The organism is Pseudomonas sp. TMW 2.1634 (genome assembly GCF_001703595.1).
In the GTDB taxonomy this organism is placed as follows: domain Bacteria; phylum Pseudomonadota; class Gammaproteobacteria; order Pseudomonadales; family Pseudomonadaceae; genus Aquipseudomonas; species Aquipseudomonas fragi.
On sequence record NZ_CP016849.1, the window covers coordinates 2,441,630 to 2,459,045 of the forward strand.

Below are 17,416 nucleotides of genomic sequence, written 5' to 3' on the forward strand. Positions count from 1 at the left end.
CGGAAGGATCAATCAGTCAATTCATGATTGGTAAAGCGGGATGCTGAGTTACTACTGGGTAAGTCCATGGAGGTATTCCACAAGCCCCGGCGGGGCTGACGGGCGCAATCATACACGGCTTGAAAATTAATGACGCAAAAATCTTGGCAATAACAAAAGCTTGCGAAGCACCGTCATACGGTGCCTGCGCACTGCTTGTGCGACGCAGGATGAGAGTCGCAGGACACAACTCAAAGATGAAACTCAGCCTTGTAGCAGCTGTCGAGCTGCGCGAGGCTGCGTGCGACGATGTAATCGTCGCAAACCCGTAAATCACGGTGCATCTGAATTGGCGGGTCGCATGGTCTACGACTGCTGCGCAGCCGAACGTAGCCTCGCGCTGCTCGTCAACTGCTACAAGAACCAGAATAAACAGAAGACAAGTCGCCAGGATGACAGCAATCGTCAAATCGCAGACAGCAAAAAGCCCGCACAAGGTGCGGGCTTTTTGGTGTTTGGTGCACTCGACAGGATTCGAACCTGTGACCGCTCGGTTCGTAGCCGAGTACTCTATCCAGCTGAGCTACGAGTGCAAGTTGTGTTTGATAGACCAGACCACCCTGGTTGAAGCCAAGTTAATCGCCGAAGCAATTGACTCTTAAATGGTGCACTCGACAGGATTCGAACCTGTGACCGCTCGGTTCGTAGCCGAGTACTCTATCCAGCTGAGCTACGAGTGCAAGTTGTGTTTGATAAACCAGACCACCCTGGTTGAAGCCGAGTTAACCGCCGAAGCAATTGACTCTTAAATGGTGCACTCGACAGGATTCGAACCTGTGACCGCTCGGTTCGTAGCCGAGTACTCTATCCAGCTGAGCTACGAGTGCAAGTTGTGTTTGATAGACCAGACCACCCTGGTTGAAGCCAAGTTAACCGCCGAAGCAATTGACTCTTAAATGGTGCACTCGACAGGATTCGAACCTGTGACCGCTCGGTTCGTAGCCGAGTACTCTATCCAGCTGAGCTACGAGTGCATTTGAAGCGGCGCATTATAGACCGTTGAATCTCTCTGGCAAGATTTTTTTCAATAATTTCAACAACTTATCGAAACCTGCCAGACCCAACGTGCTACATGAATAATGGCGGAGAAGGGGGGATTCGAACCCCCGACACCCTTTTGAGATGTACTCCCTTAGCAGGGGAGCGCCTTCGGCCACTCGGCCACCTCTCCGCAACACGGGGCGTATAATAACCAGCCTTTTCCCCGCATGCAACTAAAAACTTAAATAAAATTAAAGACTTGGTTCTTCGCCCTTTTCATTCTTGATCCGCAGGTAGATCTCTTCACGGTGCACGGCCACTTCCTTGGGAGCATTCACACCAATGCGCACCTGGTTGCCTTTGACACCGAGAACGGTCACGGTAATTTCGCCATCGCCTATGATCAGGCTTTCCGCACAACGGCGAGTCAGAATCAGCATACGTTTCTCCTCACGCTTTCATTTCAGGGACAACAGTCTGCAAAAAAAAAGGGCTTCGGACTACTAGCTAAACAGCTATAGCCCGCCGCTCCTTAGTATTGACCCGCATGACGACGTACGCCCACACAAGCCAAAAAAACAAAGGGCGCGGATCAACCGCGCCCCTGGCACAACGTTTACTCGCCCTGGCGGGCAGGTGCATCCAGATCAAAAGCCGTGTGCAGGGAACGCACGGCCAGCTCCAGGTACTTCTCTTCAATCACCACCGAGACTTTGATTTCGGAGGTGGAGATCATCAGGATGTTGATGTTCTCTTTGGCCAGGGATTCAAACATGCGGCTGGCAACACCTGCGTGGGAGCGCATGCCCACACCGACAATCGAAACCTTGGCAATGTTGGTGTCACCCACCACTTCGCGAGCACCGATTTCACGGGCCGTGTTTTCCAGCACGCTTTGCGCCGAGTTGTAGTCATTGCGGTGTACGGTAAAGGTGAAATCGGTGGTGTTATCGTGCGCAACGTTCTGCACGATCATGTCGACTTCGATGTTGGCCGCGCTGATCGGGCCCAGAATCTTGAACGCCACGCCCGGGGTGTCCGGTACGCCACGGATGGTCAGCTTGGCTTCGTCGCGATTGAACGCGATACCAGAAATGATCGGCTGTTCCATGGATTCCTCTTCATCAATAGTAATGAGGGTACCTGGACCCTCCTTGAAGCTGTGCAAAACGCGCAGCGGAACGTTGTACTTGCCTGCGAACTCGACTGCGCGGATCTGCAACACCTTGGAGCCCAGGCTGGCCATTTCCAGCATTTCTTCGAAGGTGATCTTTTCCAGGCGCTGGGCTTTGGCCACTACCCGCGGATCGGTGGTGTAAACGCCATCGACATCGGTATAGATCTGGCATTCATCGGCCTTGAGGGCCGCTGCCAGCGCTACACCTGTAGTGTCGGAGCCACCACGGCCCAGCGTGGTGATATTGCCGAGCTCGTCAACACCCTGGAAACCTGCAACCACAACCACACGCCCGGCCTGCAGGTCTGCGCGAATCTTCTGGTCGTCAATTTTCAGGATGCGGGCTTTGGTGTGCGAACTGTCCGTAAGGATGCGCACCTGGCTACCGGTGTAGGACACCGCTGGTACGCCGCGCTTGTTCAGCGCCATAGACAGCAGACCAATGGTCACCTGCTCACCCGTGGATACAATCATATCCAGCTCACGCGGCAACGGCTGATCGCTGATCTGCTTGGCCAGGTCGATGAGGCGATTGGTTTCACCGCTCATTGCCGAAAGCACGATCACCAGATCATTGCCGGCTTCGCGGAACTTCTTAACTTTATCGGCGACCTGCTCGATTCTCTCGACAGTGCCGACCGAGGTGCCTCCGAATTTCTGTACGATCAAAGCCATTTCAAAGCAGCCTCAGCCCCTAAAGGGCGCCCATTTATCATTCAAACGACGCGCCGTTACTAGACAACGGCGCGTTCTGGACCTCAGATACCCTGCTCGACAAATGGCACGGTCAGGGCCAGCGCGGCATCCAGGGCTGCAGCATCAACACCACCACCTTGCGCCATGTCCGGACGACCACCGCCCTTCCCGCCCACTGCCGCAGCAGCCTGCTTCATCAAATCACCGGCTTTGAGTTGGCCAGTCAGGTCCTTGGTCACGCCTGCAACCAGTACAACCTTGTCTTCATGGACACTGCCGAGCAGGATCACTGCACGACCGAGCTTGTTCTTCAGCTGATCAACCAGCGCCAGAAGCGCCTTGCCATCTTGACCGTCCAGGCGAGCGGTCAATACGTTCACGCCTTTTACGTCCACTGCCGACGATGACAGGTCATCACCGGCAGCGCTTGCGGCCTTGGCCTGCAATTGCTCAAGCTGTTTTTCCAGCTGGCGGTTACGTTCCAGCACAGCCGACAGTTTGTCGACCAGGTTCTCGCGCGAACCCTTGACCAGGCTGGCAGCTTCCTTGAGCTGCTCTTCGCCAGCATTCAGGTAAGCCAGTGCGGCTGCGCCGGTCACGGCTTCAATACGACGAATACCCGAGGCCACGCCACCTTCGCTGATGATTTTCATCAGGCCGATATCACCGGTGCGCTTGGCGTGGATACCGCCACACAGCTCAACCGAGAAATCGCCGCCCATGCTCAGCACGCGCACGTTGTCACCGTACTTCTCGCCAAACAGCGCCATGGCGCCTTTTTGCTTGGCGGTTTCGATGTCGGTTTCTTCGGTTTCGACCGGGGTATTCTTGCGAATCTCGGCGTTGACGATATCTTCCAGCGCCTTGATCTGCTCAGGCTTGATCGCTTCAAAGTGGCTGAAGTCGAAACGCATGCGCTGGCTGTCTACCAGGGAACCCTTCTGCTGAACGTGTTCGCCCAGCACCTGACGCAAGGCGGCGTGCAGCAAGTGCGTGGCCGAGTGGTTCAGGGCCGTGGCGTGACGCACATCGGCATCCACCTGGGCATCAACGGTTTCGTCCACTTTCAGGCCGCCCGCAGCAACCACACCGTGATGCAGGAAGGCACCGCCGGTCTTGGTGGTGTCGCGCACATCAAAGCGCGCAGCGCCAGCTTGCAGATAACCGCAATCGCCGACCTGACCGCCCGATTCGGCATAGAACGGGGTCTGGTCGAGAATCACCACGCCCTCGTCGCCTTCGTTCAGGCTGGTAACCGACTGCCCTTCTTTGTACAGGGCAACCACTTTGGCCGAAGCCTGGGTAGCGTTGTAACCAACAAATTCGGTCGGCACGTCGACCTTGACCAGGGTGTTGTAGTCCAGGCCAAAGGAGCTGGCCGAACGGGCACGCACACGCTGGGCTTCCATCTCGCGCTCGAAGCCTTCTTCGTCCACGGTCAGGTTACGCTCGCGGGCGATGTCGGCGGTCAGGTCCATCGGGAAGCCGTAGGTGTCGTAGAGCTTGAACACTACGTCACCAGGCACCACGGTGCCCTTGAGCTCAGCCAGGTCCAGCTCGAGGATTTTCAGGCCCTGCTCCAGGGTCTTGGAGAACTGCTCTTCTTCGGCTTTAAGTACACGCTCGATGTTGGCCTGCTCGCGCACCAGCTCCGGGAAGCTTTCACCCATCTCGGCCACCAGGGCCGCGACGATCTTGTAGAAGAAATTGCCGGTAGCGCCCAGCTTGTTGCCGTGACGGCAGGCGCGACGAATGATGCGGCGCAGTACATAGCCGCGACCTTCGTTCGACGGCAGCACGCCATCGGCGATCAGGAAGCTGCACGAACGGATATGGTCCGCTACAACCTTGAGCGAGGCCTGGCCTTCGTTGGCGCAGCCGATCGCGTCAGCCGCTGCGGTCAGCAAGCTCTGGAACAGGTCGATATCGTAGTTGGAGTTGACGTGCTGCATCACCGCACTGATCCGCTCCAGGCCCATGCCGGTGTCTACCGACGGTGCTGGCAACGGATGCAACACGCCATCGGCGGTGCGGTTGAACTGCATGAATACGTTGTTCCAGATTTCGATGTAACGGTCACCGTCTTCGTCTGGCGAGCCCGGCGGGCCACCCCAGATTTCAGGGCCGTGATCATAGAAAATCTCGGTGCACGGACCGCACGGGCCGGTATCGCCCATGGTCCAGAAGTTGTCCGATGCGTACGGTGCGCCCTTGTTGTCGCCGATGCGGATCATGCGCTCGGCAGGCACGCCGACGTCTTTGGTCCAGATGTCGTAGGCTTCGTCATCGCTGGCGTAGACGGTTACCCAGAGCTTGTCTTTAGGCAACTTGAGCACACCGGTGAGGAAGGTCCAGGCGAAGTTGATCGCATCCTTCTTGAAATAATCGCCAAAGCTGAAGTTGCCGAGCATTTCAAAGAAGGTGTGGTGACGGGCGGTGTAACCGACGTTTTCCAGGTCGCTGTTCTTGCCGCCGGCCCGCACGCACTTCTGGCTGCTGGTCGCCCGGGTGTAGGCACGTTTTTCTTGACCCAGGAAACAGTCCTTGAACTGGTTCATCCCCGCGTTGGTGAACAGCAGGGTCGGGTCGTTATTAGGGACCAAGGAGCTGGAAGGGACACGGGTGTGACCTTGCTCCTCGAAGAAGCGAAGGAAGGCTTCACGGATTTCTGCGCTTTTCATAGGTTCTTCCACGGAGGCTGCGGCCAGAGGCAAGTAAATCACGTCAATCGACAGTGCGACTCGCAAAGGGCCGCATTATATCGGCCCTTCGCCCCGGGTACAGCGTGTTTATACGATAGCGACAAGCAATTGGACGGATTGAAAGCTTATTGGCGGGAAAACTCGGCAAAAACAGCGATCACCTGCTCGATCTGACTGCGACTGACATCCATGTGCGTCACCATTCGCAAGCGTGGCGCCGCGCTGAGCCTGATGCCCTGCTGGGCCGCAAAGGCCTTGAGCGCCTCGGCGCGCTCATCAATCTGGACGTAGACCATATTGGTCTGCACCGGCTCGACGTCATAGCCGGCTGCGCGCAGGCCGTCTGCCAGCAATTGGGCGTTGGCATGGTCATCGGCCAGGCGCGCCACCTGATGATCCAGCGCATACAGCCCGGCAGCCGCCAACTGACCTGACTGGCGCATGCCGCCGCCGACCATCTTGCGCAGCCGCCGCGCCCGGGCGATCAAGTCGGCGGTGCCGCACAACACCGAGCCCACCGGCGCCCCCAGGCCCTTGGACAGGCACACCGAGACCGAATCGAAGTGGCGGGTGATATCACCGGCGTCCACACCCAGCTTGACCGCTGCGTTGTACAGCCGTGCGCCATCAAGATGCAGCGCCAGGCCGTGCTCACGGGTCAGCCGGCTGGCTGCCGCCAGGTATTCGGTGGGCAGCACCTTGCCCTGCATGGTGTTTTCCAGCGCGAGCAAGCGGGTGCGGGCAAAGTGGAAGTCGTCGGGCTTGATCGCAGCGGCCACCTGCCCCAGATCGAGCGAACCATCGGCCTGCACCTCCAGCGGTTGCGGCTGGATGGAGCCCAGGACCGCCGCCCCGCCGCCTTCATACTTATAGGTGTGGGCCTGCTGCCCCACGATATATTCATCACCGCGCCCGCAATGGGCCATCAGCGCCAGCAGGTTGCTCATGGTGCCGGTGGGCACGAATAGCCCTTTGGCAAAGCCCAGGCGCAATGCCAGTTCGGACTCCAGCTTGTTGACCGAAGGATCTTCGCCATACACATCGTCGCCCAGCGGCGCATTGGCCATTGCCTCGCGCATGCCGGTGGTGGGTTGGGTCACGGTGTCACTACGAAGATCGATAACAGTCATGGAAGCGGCCTCGGCAATAGATAATCAGCATTGGATGCTAATCGGGGAATTCCCTTTCGAACAAGAGTACGGCACGTCGGCCAGGGTTTTTTCAAGGGTGGGCCTGACCAGCCACGGCTAACACAGCAAAAAAATTGATAGCTATTAGCAAAAAGCAGCCATGCATCACCGAAAAAATTGTGATACAAAATGCCCGCCGCCAGAATGGCTGGCGGCAACGTTCTCAGGGCGGGGTGCGACTCCCCACCGGCGGTAATTGCGCGCAAAGCGCATAGCCCGCGAGCGCTCGGCAGATTCCGGCTCCGGTTGAGAATAGGTCAAGGTCAGCAGACCCGGTGTGATCCCGGGGCCGACGGTCATAGTCCGGATGAAGAGAGAACGGGATTGGCGCCAAAGGGCCGTCAACCGGGTGGGCAAGTGGCGATGCCGAACAGCCGTGCGCTGCCCACCTGAACGCACCCTTTAATCCCATTCGATTCATATGCCCTGTTTTTCACACAAACAGGAATCTGAACATGCAACCTACAGCTATTCACCACAACGAACGTGTCGCGTTTATCCAGGCTTCCTGGCACAAAGAGATTGTCGACCAGAGCCGCAAGGGCTTCCTGGCCGAAATGCTGGTGCTGGGCTATCAGGAAAGCGACATCGATTTCTTTGAAGTCGGCGGCGCGTTCGAGATCCCGCTGCACGCCAAGCTGCTGGCCAAGACCGGTCGTTACGCCGGGATCGTCGGCGCCGCCCTGGTCGTGGACGGCGGCATCTACCGTCACGATTTTGTTGCCCACTCGGTCGTCAGCGGCCTGATGCAAGTGCAACTTGAAACTGAAGTGCCGGTGTTCTCCGTGAGCCTGACCCCGCACCACTTCCATGCCGGCGAAGAGCATCAGAAGTTTTTCTTTGAGCACTTCGTTCACAAGGGCCAGGAAGCGGCCAGAACATGCGTGGATACACTGCAGAAAATCCGCGCTATCAAGCGCCTGGATCCGCAGCAAAAGCGCGCAGTGTAATTTAGCTGCGCCGCTCCGGGCCCCGATCAAGGGGCCTGGTTCACCTATTTATCTAACACCTGCACCTGCTGCACACCCGCTTGAATAAGCCTTTATTCAGCGGAGCACTTGTGATGACCTCATTTACCCCTTCAGCCTCCCCCTCGCGACCTGCCATCGCCCATGAATTCACCATTGATGGCGCCTACACAAACCCGAACGCAACCGTCGCCACCTTCGAAGTGGCCCCCGAGACCACTGAAAAGCGCACCCACAGTTTTGTCCACAACCAGCAGAGCGTGACCATTGACCGCATTGTCAGCGAGTTTGCGACGCACGCCCAGACCACCGACCGGCTGGTTTTCTCGATCGAAGGCCTGCATCGGACCGTGCTGATCACCCGCGCCGACAACGGGCTGTTGATCGATATCAACCACCTGCGTTTTCGCGTCATCCCCGCCAGCAGCCGGCAGATCATCGAAATCATCACCCTGGACGGCAACGACACGGTCTACATTGCCGCCAATGTGCTGCAACCCTGCCATGTGCGGACCGGCGCGGGCGATGACACGGTGCTCACCAGCACCGGTCCTGCCGAAGTCCACACCGGCCCCGGCAATGATCGCGTGATCACCGGCGACGGCCCCGTCTATATCGAAACCGGCGCCGGCGATGATCTGGTCAATGCCAATGGCCGCGGCAACCTGACGGTGTACGCCGGCAAGGGCAATGACTTTGTTCGGGGGGGAGCAGGCAGATGCTATATCGAAACCGGGGAAGGCAATGATATTGCCATCGGCGGTGAACAACACAGCATCATCAGCGGGGGCGACGGCGAAGACCTGCTATACCCGGGCCAGGGCAGCAATGCGCTGTATACCGGCCTGGGCGAAGATGCCATTGTCGGGATCAAGGACAACGACCGGGCACACGCGAAAAGCCCGCTCACAATCATCAGCAATGGCACCCTGACATCCGGCACCCGCCACCGCCAGGTCAGCACTGTCGAGGCACAGCCCTGGGCCAGCTCAGGCCTGGTCATCCAGGGCAGTGACGCGTTTATTGAGCGGGTAACCGATGACCTGAAACTGCTGCTGGGCTCAACTCACGGGCAAAAACTGCTGCAAGTGTTGAGCAACAGCATTCACGACAGGAAAAAACCCATCACCATTGTTGAACTCAAGCACCTGGACAACGGGATGTATATTCCCTCTCAGCTCATGACTGCGCCGTGGATTCATGACAACCGCGCAAGCCGGGGCACCTTTGGCGGGACGGTCTACTACAATCGCTCCCACCAAAAAGCCGACTCGGTGCCCCTGGCCTCGCTGTATCACGAGCTTTGCCACGCGTACAACTATGTCACGGGCACCGTTTTTTCAGGTTCCAGCCCCGAGCCGCTGTACCCTGGCATGCCAGCGAACCAGACCGCAAACGAGGAGCTGCAGGCCGTAGGCTTGCCCGCCGACGTCCCGCCCTTCGATTTCGACAAAGACCCGTTGACGCCGCCAACAAACACCAACCCGCCGCCCTTTACCGAAAACGGCATACTCCAGGAGCTGGGCCTGCCATTGCGCAAGCGCTACATCCAGCTTGACCCGGATTAACCCAGCTCGCCCGCGCTGGCGGGGGCGATGATGATACCGGCGCGCAGGCCATTCTTGACCTTGGGGTTGGGGAAGATGATCCGCGCGCCCTCTTCCTCGATAATCCAGCGGGTTTTGCCGGCGTCCTGCGCCAGCAGATAGCCCTTGGGCAACTCACTGAAGTTTTCGACACCGGCGGGCAAGTGCAGGATAAAGGCATCGCTGTGCTTGATGACTTCGCGGGCCACGCTGAACAGCTGCAAGCCGTCGAGCGAGGTATCGGCCTGCGCCGGCTCGGTGCCTTCGATCATCTGCTGCAAACGCAGCTCAAGACGCTCGACATTGACCTCGCCGTTCTGCCCGAAAGGCCGGGCCTTGCCCAGCTCAAGGGTAAAGGCCTCGGCGCCCAGCTGATCGTAGGTATAGGCACTGAAGACAATGGAAGGCTTGTTTTGCAACAACACCGCTTCCATCCCGGCCGCACGCAAGCGCGCCAGCTCGGAGCGAGAGTGGGCGCGACCTTCTTTATAGGGATACAACGCAAACTGCTCGATCTTCGAACCGCGAATGGCAGTGTGCAAGTCGTAGTGCAGACGGGTGCGATCAGGCAGGCTGAAAAAGGTTTCGGCCAGGTGCTCAAGCTCGCAGGCCCGCAGGGCCTCGGGGCCGCTGCTGCTTTCGTGACGACCGTTGAACAGACGGTTGAGGTCTTCTTCGACAAACCGCGCGCCGGTACGCATGGCACCGGGGTTGCCGAACAAAAACAGAATTCGTGCACGGGGCTTGATAACGCCCCGTGCGATGGCCTGCAACAGGCGATCGAGCAATTCGATCGGCGCTGTTTCATTGCCATGCACGCCGGCCGACAACAACAGATCCATGCCGTTGTCTAGCGCTTGCGGCGGGCGTACTTCCAGCGCGCCTTCGGTCAGCCAGCGCATGCGCACGCCGTCGACAGTCAGTTGAGTCTTCTCGGCCGGTTCACGTCCGGCCAGGGTCAGTTCAAGCAGTTTGCCGAGAGCGAGCATAGAACTTCCTTATCAGTGGTTGCAGTCTGGACCGTGTACATGACCGTCTTCGTCATCGCTCATATCAGCCGGTTCCATTTCCAGTTGCAGGCTCACAAGGTTAGTCGCTAATGGGCGCAGCAGCAGGTTGGCGTATTCAGCATCGCCTTCTTCAACGTCAACACCGATCAGCAGCTGGCCATGGCCGTCCTGCTGGATCCACAGCTCCTTGCCCTGCCACATCACGGCAACGCGGGTGCAGGAAGTTTCCAGCTGGGTGCCATCGGTGTCTTCAAGGATCAGCTTCAGGGTATCGGTCATTTTGGCGCTCTCATTTGGGGGGGAGGAAGGGGCGTGCCTGGCGTCATGATCGCTCAGGCACGCCGCCGTTCAATTGATCTGGAAAGGGTAAACCGCGCCCAGTTTAAGGATTTGCGTCAATTCATCCAATGCCGTGCGACATTCAAGTAACAATTGAGGGTCGGCCAGGTCGCTTTCGCGCAGGGCATCGCGATAATGCTTGTTCACCCAGGCCGTCAGGGTGTCGTACAGCGCCGGGGTCATGATCACACCGGGGTTGACCGCCGCCAGCTCGGTTTCATTGAGCGCGACCCGCAGACGCAGGCACGCCGGGCCACCGCCATTCTGCATGCTCTGCTTGAGGTCGAAGACCTTGACCTCACGGATTGGCCCGCCAGCCGCCAGCAACCCTTGCAGGTACTGCCACACACGCGGGTTGGCGCGGCACTCTTCAGGCACGATCAACAGCATCGAACCATCGGCGCGGCTCAGCAGCTGGCTGTTGAACAGGTACGAGCGCACAGCATCTTCCACAGCGACCTGATCGCGGGGCACGCTGATCGACTGGAAGTTGCCGCCACGCGCCGCCAGCTTGCCGTGCAACTCGGCGAGCATCTGCTCGGTGTTGAGGAACGCATCCTGGTGATGGAACAACAACTCGCCATTGCCCACGGCAATCACGTCGTTGTGAAACACACCCTGGTCGATGACCGCCGGGTTTTGCTGGGCAAACACCACGCCCGCTTCGCTCAAGCCGTGCAGACGAGCCACCGCTTGCGAAGCTTCCAGGGTCTGGCGCGCCGGGTATTTTTGCGGCGCCGGGTAACGGCTGTCGAAGGCACTGCGGCCAAACACGAAAAACTCCACGCCCGCCTCGCCATACTCCCGACAAAAGCGTGTGTGGTTGGCCGCGCCTTCGTCGCCGAACTGCGCCACTGCCGGCAATGCCGCGTGGTGGGCAAAGTGCTGTTGATCGGCAAACATCGCGCCCAGCACGCGGCTGGTGGTCGGGTGCTCGATGCTGCGGTGGTATTTGCAATTGAGGTTGGCGGCGGTGAAGTGCACGCGACCGTCAGCGGTGTCGGCACTGGGGCTGACCGTGGCCGCATTGGCCACCCACATGCTGGAGGCCGAGCAACTGGCGACCAGCAAGGGCATGGCCTCCTTGGCGGCGCGCTCGATGACCTGAGCGTCGGTACCGGCAAAACCCAGGCTGCGCAACGCCGCCACGTCGGGGCGTTCTTGCGGTGCCAGCACGCCCTGGACAAAGCCCATGTCCATTAGCGCTTTCATTTTTTCCAGGCCTTGCAGCGCGGCTTCCCTGGGGTTGGAAGCCTGCTGGCTGTTGCTCTGGGAGGCGACGTTGCCAAACGACAAACCGCCGTAGTTATGGGTCGGCCCCACTAAACCGTCAAAATTGACTTCAAAGGACTTCATCAGCGAGGCTCCGGAAAACGGTGTATGGCTAAAGGTCTTACTGTTTACCCCCCGTGGGAGCGGGCTTGCTCGCGATGCTGGCGACGCGGCGCTGCTGTCAGGCCGCACGGATGCTATCGCGGGCAAGCCCGCTCCCACAGGGACGGGACAAGCGCTACGACAAGCGCACGCCCGGGGTCAGGGCTGCGGGCAAGGCCAGTGTCGGGGTTTCAAGGGAAGCCACCGGATACGCGCAGTAATCGGCCGCATAATAAGCACTGGCGCGGTGATTGCCCGACGCCCCGATACCACCAAACGGCGCACTGCTGGCAGCGCCGGTCAGTTGCTTGTTCCAGTTGACGATGCCAGCCCGGCTCTCAAGCCAGAACTGCTGGTAACGCGCCTCGGAATCCGACAGCAAGCCTGCCGCCAGACCAAACGCGGTGTTGTTGGCCTCGGCTATCGCGGCGTCAAAGTCGGCGTAGCGGATCACTTGCAGCAGTGGCCCGAACAACTCTTCATCCGAACGCTCGCCGACTTCTGTGACATCGATAATGCCCGGTGTCAGCAGGGCCGCATTGCTGTCAGGCTGATGCATTTCCAGCAAGGCCACGGCCCCCGAACCCAGCAACACCTCCTGGGCATCCATCAAGGCACGCGCGGCACCCAGGGAAATCACCGACCCCATGAATGGCGCTGGCTGCTGATCAAATGCACCCACCTCGATACTCTGGCTGACTTCAACCAGACGCGTCAGCAGACTGTCGCCCCAGGCGCCCTGCGGCACCAGCAAGCGGCGGGCACAGGTGCAACGCTGCCCGGCGGAAATAAAGGCCGACTGGATGATGGTGTAGACCGCCGCGTCCAGATCCTCGACCTGATCGACCACCAGCGGGTTGTTGCCACCCATTTCCAGGGCCAGGATCTTGTCCGGACGCCCGGCAAACTGCTGGTGCAGGGCATTGCCGGTGCGGCTGGAACCGGTGAAGAACAAGCCGTCGATGCCGGTGTGCGCTGCCAGTGCGATACCGGTTTCACGGGCACCTTGCAGCAAATTCAGCACACCTGCGGGCAGCCCGGCTTCGATCCAGCACTTGACCGTCAGTTCGGCGACTTTGGGGGTCAGTTCGCTTGGCTTGAACACCACGCTGTTACCGGCCAGCAGCGCCGGGACAATATGGCCGTTGGGCAAATGGCCGGGGAAGTTGTACGGGCCGAAAACCGCCACTACACCGTGGGGCTTGTGGCGCAAGACAGCCGTGGCATCGCCCAGCGGGCCGCTTTTCTCGCCCGTGCGCTCGCGGTAGCTTTGCACCGAGATCGCCACTTTATTGATCATGCTGGTGACTTCGGTAGCCGACTCCCAGAGGGGCTTGCCGGTTTCTTCACCGATGCAGCGCGACAGTTCGTCGGCGTGGTTTTTAAGGCTCGCGGCAAAGGCTTCGAGCACGGCCAGACGCTGCTCGAAGGTGCGTTTTGCCCAGCCCGGGAAAGCCTGGCGTGCAGCCTTGACGGCCGCATCCACTTGCCCGGCATCGGCCCCCTTGCCAGCCCACAGTACTTGCTGGGTCACCGGGTTCAATGATTCAAAAGCCTCGCCCTGGCCGTTCTGCCAGGTGCCTGCGATATACAACGTACTCATTATTTCGACTCCCGTGGGGCCACTGGCTGGGCGGACAAGGCAACGGCGCGCACCTGGTCGCCCGCGCTCAGCTGCAAGCGTTTGGCGGTCAACGGATCGACCACCAGGGTGCCTGCAGCCAGACGCGCCGGGGCGGCCGTGATGCGGCAGTCTTCGCGTTTGCGGTTGTGCATCAGGTAAGGCGTGGCATCGTCGCCCGGCGTGCCGATGGCCAGCACGAGCGCTTCGCTGTCGCGTACCGCACGGATCTTGCTGGTTTCGCACTCCACCGCCGGGCCTGCGTCGAAGATGTCGACGTAACCCTGATAGCTGAAACCCTCGCTTTTGAGCATGTTCAAGGCCGGCTCGGTGTGGGTATGCACCTTGCCGATCACCGCACGCGCATCCTCGGACAAGAAGCAGGTGTACACCGGGAACTTGGGCATCAGCTCGGCGATAAAGGCCTTGTTGCCCACACCGGTGAGGTAGTCAGCCTGGCTGAACTCCATCTTGAAGAAGTGTCGACCCAGGCTTTCCCAGAACGGCGAGCGGCCGTTTTCATCGGACATGCCACGCATTTCGGCAATGATCTTGTTGCCAAACAGCTCCGGGAACTCGGCGATAAACAGCATCCGCGCCTTGGCCAGCATGCGGCCATTGAGCCCGGTGCGGTAGTCGGCACTGAGGAACAACGAGCACAGCTCGGAATTGCCGGTCAGGTCGTTGGCCAGAAACAGGGTCGGGATTTCGCGGTAAATATTCAGTTCCTGTGAGGCGCTGACTGTCAGGCCCACACGGAAGTTGTACCAGGGCTCGCGCAAGCCCACGGCGCCAGCAATGGCAGAAATTCCCACCACCTTGCCGTCGTCGTTTTCCAGCACGAACAGGTAGTCCGCATCGCCGCGCTCGGCTTCGCCACGGAAAGTTTTCTCAGCCCAGGTCACCCGGTGCAGCAAACGTTCTTCGTTGGCCGGCAAGGTGGTCAGGCCGGTGCCGGTGCTGCGTGCCAGCTCAATCAGGGCCGGTAAATCGCTGTTGCGTACAGGACGAACGATCATGCTATCTCCTTGGACGGGGCTCGCTGACGACCCCCGCGAAACTCGCTCAAACGCGTTAAACCGCCACCACTCGCACGCTGGCACCTTCGCCAACGCCCAGTGCTTCGGCCGCTCCCAGATCCAGCGTGACCGGCTTGCCCGGCGCCCAATCCAGCTCCAGCAGTACCGCGCGGTAATCCTGCAACTGGGCGTTGGCCACCAGGTACTGACGACCGCCGCCTTTGCTCGACTCGCCGATCTTGACCGGCACCACGCGGCTCTGGGCGATGGAGCGGATGCCCGACACCCGTGCATGCAGGGTCGGGCCACCGTCGAAAATATCGATGTAATGATCGGTTTCGAAGCCTTCGCGCATCAGGATGTCGAAGGTGATCTGCGCACGCGGATGTACCTGCCCCATTGCCTCCTGGGCAGAGTCGGGCAGCAATGGCACATAGATCGGGTAATGGGGCATCAGCTCGGCGAGGAAGGTGCGGCTTTTGAGCCCGCACAGGCGCTCGGCGGCGGCATAGTTCAGGTCGAAGAAGTTGCGGCCAATGGCGTCCCAAAATGGCGAGTCGCCATTTTCATCGCTATAGCCCACGATCTCGGTCACCACAGAATCGGCAAAACGCTCCGGGTGGTTGGCCACAAACAGCAGGCGGCCACGGGAGTTGAGTTCGGACCAGGCCGAGCCCACCAGTTCCGGGACCACATAAAAACTGGTCAGCAGGCTGTTACCGGTCAGGTCATGGCACTGCGACAGGACATGGATCTTGTTGTGGATCTTCAGCTCGCGGGACGCGTGCACGAACGTCTCGTTACGGAAGCTGTAGAACGGCTCCGAGTAACCGGCCGAGGCCACGATCGCCGAACAGCCCACCAGCTTGCCGGCGGCAGTGTCTTCAAGGACGAAAAAGTAGCTTTCCTCGCCATTGAAGCTGACTTCGGCAGCAAACGAGGTTTCAGACGCGGCGATCTTGTCGCGCAGGCGTTCGATATCGTCGGGCAATGAAGTGACACCAATCGGGCTGTCCGCAGCCAGACGCTGTACCTCGCCCAGATCAGCCATTTGCGCAGGGCGCATCACCAGCATGGTGTCACTCCTTAATCCTTGAACCACATAGAGGGGGAACATGCCGAACAGTCGAGTACACCCGGGACCTCAACTGTGGGAGCGGGCTTGCCCGCGATGGCATCACTGCGCCATGACTGACACACCGCGGCGCCTGTATCGCGAGCAAGCCCGCTCCCACACTCAAAGCCCCGTGCATTGAGCCTGACTCGGCATATTAAATTAGGTCAGGCACCCGGTAATCCAGGCGCCGGGGTCACACTCAGGCTTGCGTCAGATTCTTCACGGCACGTTCGAAGCGATCCAGGCCTTCTTTGATATCGGCTTCTTCAACCACCAGGCTTGGTGCAAAACGCACCACGTCAGGGCCGGCCTGCAGAATCATCAGGTTTTCTTTTTCAGCGGCGTTGAAAATGTCCTTGGCGCGGCCCTTCCAGGCATCGCTCAATACACACCCCAGCAACAGGCCCATGCCGCGCACTTCGGTGAACAGGCCGTATTGCTGGCCGATTTGCTCAAGGCGGGTCTTGAACAGGTCATGCCGGGCCTTGACGCCCTGCAGCACCTCCGGGGTATTAATCACATCGATCACTGCATTGCCGACGGCGCACGCCAGCGGGTTGCCGCCATAGGTGGTGCCGTGGGTACCGACGACCAGATGCTTGGCCAACGCTTCGGTGGTCAGCATGGCTGCGATCGGGAAACCGCCGCCCAGGCTCTTGGCGCTGGTGAGGATGTCCGGGGTCACGCCGTAATGCATATAGGCAAACAGCTCGCCGGTACGGCCCATGCCGGTTTGCACTTCGTCAAACACCAGCAGCGCATTGTGCTGGTCGCACAGTTCGCGGGCGCCCTGCAGGTAAGCCTGCTCGGCCGGCAGCACGCCGCCTTCGCCCTGGATCGGTTCCAGCACCACGGCACATGTCTTGTCCGAGATCGCCGCTTTCAGCGCGGCAAGATCGTTGAACGGGACATGGGTAATACCGGTGATTTTCGGACCGAAACCGTCGGAGTACTTCGACTGCCCGCCCACGTTCACGGTAAACAGCGTGCGGCCGTGGAAGCTGTTGAGCGCGGCGATGATTTCGTACTTCTCGCTGCCGAAACGGTCATGCGCCACGCGACGGGCCAGCTTGAAGGCGGCCTCGTTGGCTTCAGCGCCCGAGTTGCAGAAGAACACGCGCTCGGCGAAGGTCGAATCCACCAGCTTTTTGGCCAGGCGCAAGGCCGGCTCGTTGGTGAACACGTTGGACACATGCCAGAGACTATTCGCCTGCTCGGTCAACGCGCCAACCAGCGCCGGATGCGCATGACCCAGTACGTTAACGGCAATGCCGCCTGCGAAGTCGATCAGCTCTCGACCGGCCTGGTCCCACACTCGGGAACCGGCGCCACGCACAGGAATAAAGGCTGCAGGTGCGTAGTTGGGAACCATGACCTGATCGAAATCGGCGCGTTGCACCGGGGCTTGCTCAACGGACATCGGAGTCTCCTGAAGAGGAACGCCTGCCTAAACTGGCGAGCGATGGGGGGATTGTAGGGACACATCGGGGGCTCGCCTTGTCGCCAAGCGACAACTTCTTATAGCGCCAAACCACGATTTACCAAGGCTTACGACAATGCGACATATTCCGTCACAAAGGCGCAGTTTAAACGCTGG

General features: G+C 59.6%; 13 protein-coding genes, 5 tRNA genes and 1 riboswitch. Of the genes, 2 read left to right on the plus strand and 16 right to left on the minus strand.

Translation table 11 applies throughout. The annotated features are described in order from the left end of the window. Positions 1 to 495 precede the first annotated feature (495 nt). From BFC21_RS11625 to ltaE, 9 genes are all read right to left on the minus strand, one after another. Positions 496 to 572 (minus strand) — tRNA-Arg (locus tag BFC21_RS11625). 70 nt (positions 573 to 642) lie between these two features. Then, positions 643 to 719: transfer RNA gene (locus BFC21_RS11630), tRNA-Arg, on the minus strand. A gap of 70 nt (positions 720 to 789) precedes the next feature. Continuing rightward, positions 790 to 866, minus strand: a tRNA-Arg gene (locus BFC21_RS11635). Positions 867 to 936: 70 nt separating this feature from the next. Then, positions 937 to 1,013 (minus strand) — tRNA-Arg (locus BFC21_RS11640). 106 nt (positions 1,014 to 1,119) lie between these two features. Further along, positions 1,120 to 1,210, minus strand: a tRNA-Ser gene (locus BFC21_RS11645). Between the two features lie 61 nt (positions 1,211 to 1,271). Further along, entirely contained in the window at positions 1,272 to 1,460 is a 189-nt protein-coding gene (gene csrA / locus BFC21_RS11650; RefSeq protein WP_016782140.1) for a carbon storage regulator CsrA, read from the minus strand. Positions 1,461 to 1,636: 176 nt separating this feature from the next. Further along, positions 1,637 to 2,872 (minus strand): aspartate kinase, encoded by a 1,236-nt coding sequence (locus BFC21_RS11655; protein WP_120266150.1) that lies wholly within the window; start codon positions 2,870 to 2,872, stop codon positions 1,637 to 1,639. Between the two features lie 83 nt (positions 2,873 to 2,955). Next, positions 2,956 to 5,574 (minus strand): alanine--tRNA ligase, encoded by a 2,619-nt coding sequence (gene alaS / locus BFC21_RS11660; RefSeq protein WP_088377932.1) that lies wholly within the window; start codon positions 5,572 to 5,574, stop codon positions 2,956 to 2,958. A 146-nt stretch (positions 5,575 to 5,720) separates the two neighbouring features. Then, positions 5,721 to 6,725, minus strand: coding sequence for a low-specificity L-threonine aldolase (gene ltaE / locus BFC21_RS11665; protein WP_088379513.1), 1,005 nt, complete (start codon positions 6,723 to 6,725; stop codon positions 5,721 to 5,723). Positions 6,726 to 6,940: 215 nt separating this feature from the next. Continuing rightward, a riboswitch (FMN riboswitch) is annotated at positions 6,941 to 7,109 on the plus strand. A gap of 131 nt (positions 7,110 to 7,240) precedes the next feature. Here ltaE and BFC21_RS11670 point away from each other — a divergent pair. Together BFC21_RS11670 and BFC21_RS11675 are read left to right on the plus strand one after the other, a co-directional pair. After that, positions 7,241 to 7,735, plus strand: a complete 495-nt coding sequence (locus tag BFC21_RS11670) for a 6,7-dimethyl-8-ribityllumazine synthase (protein WP_088377933.1) — start codon at positions 7,241 to 7,243, stop codon at positions 7,733 to 7,735. 113 nt (positions 7,736 to 7,848) lie between these two features. Beyond that, positions 7,849 to 9,321, plus strand: a complete 1,473-nt coding sequence (locus BFC21_RS11675) for a M91 family zinc metallopeptidase (RefSeq protein WP_120266151.1) — start codon at positions 7,849 to 7,851, stop codon at positions 9,319 to 9,321. Here the strand turns inward: BFC21_RS11675 and astE are convergent. From astE to BFC21_RS11710, 7 genes are all read right to left on the minus strand, one after another. After that, complete coding sequence (gene astE / locus BFC21_RS11680) at positions 9,318 to 10,328, minus strand: succinylglutamate desuccinylase (RefSeq protein ID WP_120266152.1); 1,011 nt, start codon at positions 10,326 to 10,328, stop codon at positions 9,318 to 9,320. The two genes, BFC21_RS11675 and astE, sit on opposite strands and share 4 nt — an antisense overlap. Before the next feature lie 12 nt (positions 10,329 to 10,340). Beyond that, positions 10,341 to 10,628, minus strand: coding sequence for a topoisomerase II (locus BFC21_RS11685; RefSeq protein ID WP_088377935.1), 288 nt, complete (start codon positions 10,626 to 10,628; stop codon positions 10,341 to 10,343). Positions 10,629 to 10,697: 69 nt separating this feature from the next. Continuing rightward, entirely contained in the window at positions 10,698 to 12,044 is a 1,347-nt protein-coding gene (gene astB, locus BFC21_RS11690) for an N-succinylarginine dihydrolase (RefSeq protein WP_088377936.1), read from the minus strand. A 154-nt stretch (positions 12,045 to 12,198) separates the two neighbouring features. Then, positions 12,199 to 13,668, minus strand: coding sequence for a succinylglutamate-semialdehyde dehydrogenase (astD, locus tag BFC21_RS11695; RefSeq protein ID WP_177342606.1), 1,470 nt, complete (start codon positions 13,666 to 13,668; stop codon positions 12,199 to 12,201). After that, on the minus strand, positions 13,665 to 14,702 hold the full coding sequence (gene astA / locus BFC21_RS11700) for an arginine N-succinyltransferase (protein WP_016782130.1): 1,038 nt from the start codon (positions 14,700 to 14,702) through the stop codon (positions 13,665 to 13,667). The genes astD and astA overlap by 4 nt, the downstream gene beginning before the upstream one ends. Before the next feature lie 55 nt (positions 14,703 to 14,757). Next, positions 14,758 to 15,777: an arginine/ornithine succinyltransferase subunit alpha gene (gene aruF, locus BFC21_RS11705; RefSeq protein ID WP_088377938.1), complete on the minus strand. Its 1,020-nt coding sequence runs from the start codon at positions 15,775 to 15,777 to the stop codon at positions 14,758 to 14,760. A gap of 241 nt (positions 15,778 to 16,018) precedes the next feature. Then, positions 16,019 to 17,239 (minus strand): aspartate aminotransferase family protein, encoded by a 1,221-nt coding sequence (locus BFC21_RS11710; protein ID WP_088377939.1) that lies wholly within the window; start codon positions 17,237 to 17,239, stop codon positions 16,019 to 16,021. Positions 17,240 to 17,416 lie beyond the last annotated feature (177 nt).

What these genes read in the sequence shown, in the direction of transcription:
- ltaE (WP_088379513.1), bottom strand. Translation starts at nt 6,725, where the DNA reads ATGACTGTTATCGATCTTCGTAGTGACACCGTGACCCAACCCACCACC.
- alaS (WP_088377932.1), bottom strand. Translation starts at nt 5,574, where the DNA reads ATGAAAAGCGCAGAAATCCGTGAAGCCTTCCTTCGCTTCTTCGAGGAG.
- aruF (WP_088377938.1), bottom strand. Translation starts at nt 15,777, where the DNA reads ATGCTGGTGATGCGCCCTGCGCAAATGGCTGATCTGGGCGAGGTACAG.
- csrA (WP_016782140.1), bottom strand. Translation starts at nt 1,460, where the DNA reads ATGCTGATTCTGACTCGCCGTTGTGCGGAAAGCCTGATCATAGGCGAT.
- BFC21_RS11710 (WP_088377939.1), bottom strand. Translation starts at nt 17,239, where the DNA reads ATGTCCGTTGAGCAAGCCCCGGTGCAACGCGCCGATTTCGATCAGGTC.
- BFC21_RS11670 (WP_088377933.1), top strand. Translation starts at nt 7,241, where the DNA reads ATGCAACCTACAGCTATTCACCACAACGAACGTGTCGCGTTTATCCAG.
- astE (WP_120266152.1), bottom strand. Translation starts at nt 10,328, where the DNA reads ATGCTCGCTCTCGGCAAACTGCTTGAACTGACCCTGGCCGGACGTGAA.
- BFC21_RS11655 (WP_120266150.1), bottom strand. Translation starts at nt 2,872, where the DNA reads ATGGCTTTGATCGTACAGAAATTCGGAGGCACCTCGGTCGGCACTGTC.
- BFC21_RS11675 (WP_120266151.1), top strand. Translation starts at nt 7,849, where the DNA reads ATGACCTCATTTACCCCTTCAGCCTCCCCCTCGCGACCTGCCATCGCC.
- BFC21_RS11685 (WP_088377935.1), bottom strand. Translation starts at nt 10,628, where the DNA reads ATGACCGATACCCTGAAGCTGATCCTTGAAGACACCGATGGCACCCAG.
- astB (WP_088377936.1), bottom strand. Translation starts at nt 12,044, where the DNA reads ATGAAGTCCTTTGAAGTCAATTTTGACGGTTTAGTGGGGCCGACCCAT.
- astA (WP_016782130.1), bottom strand. Translation starts at nt 14,702, where the DNA reads ATGATCGTTCGTCCTGTACGCAACAGCGATTTACCGGCCCTGATTGAG.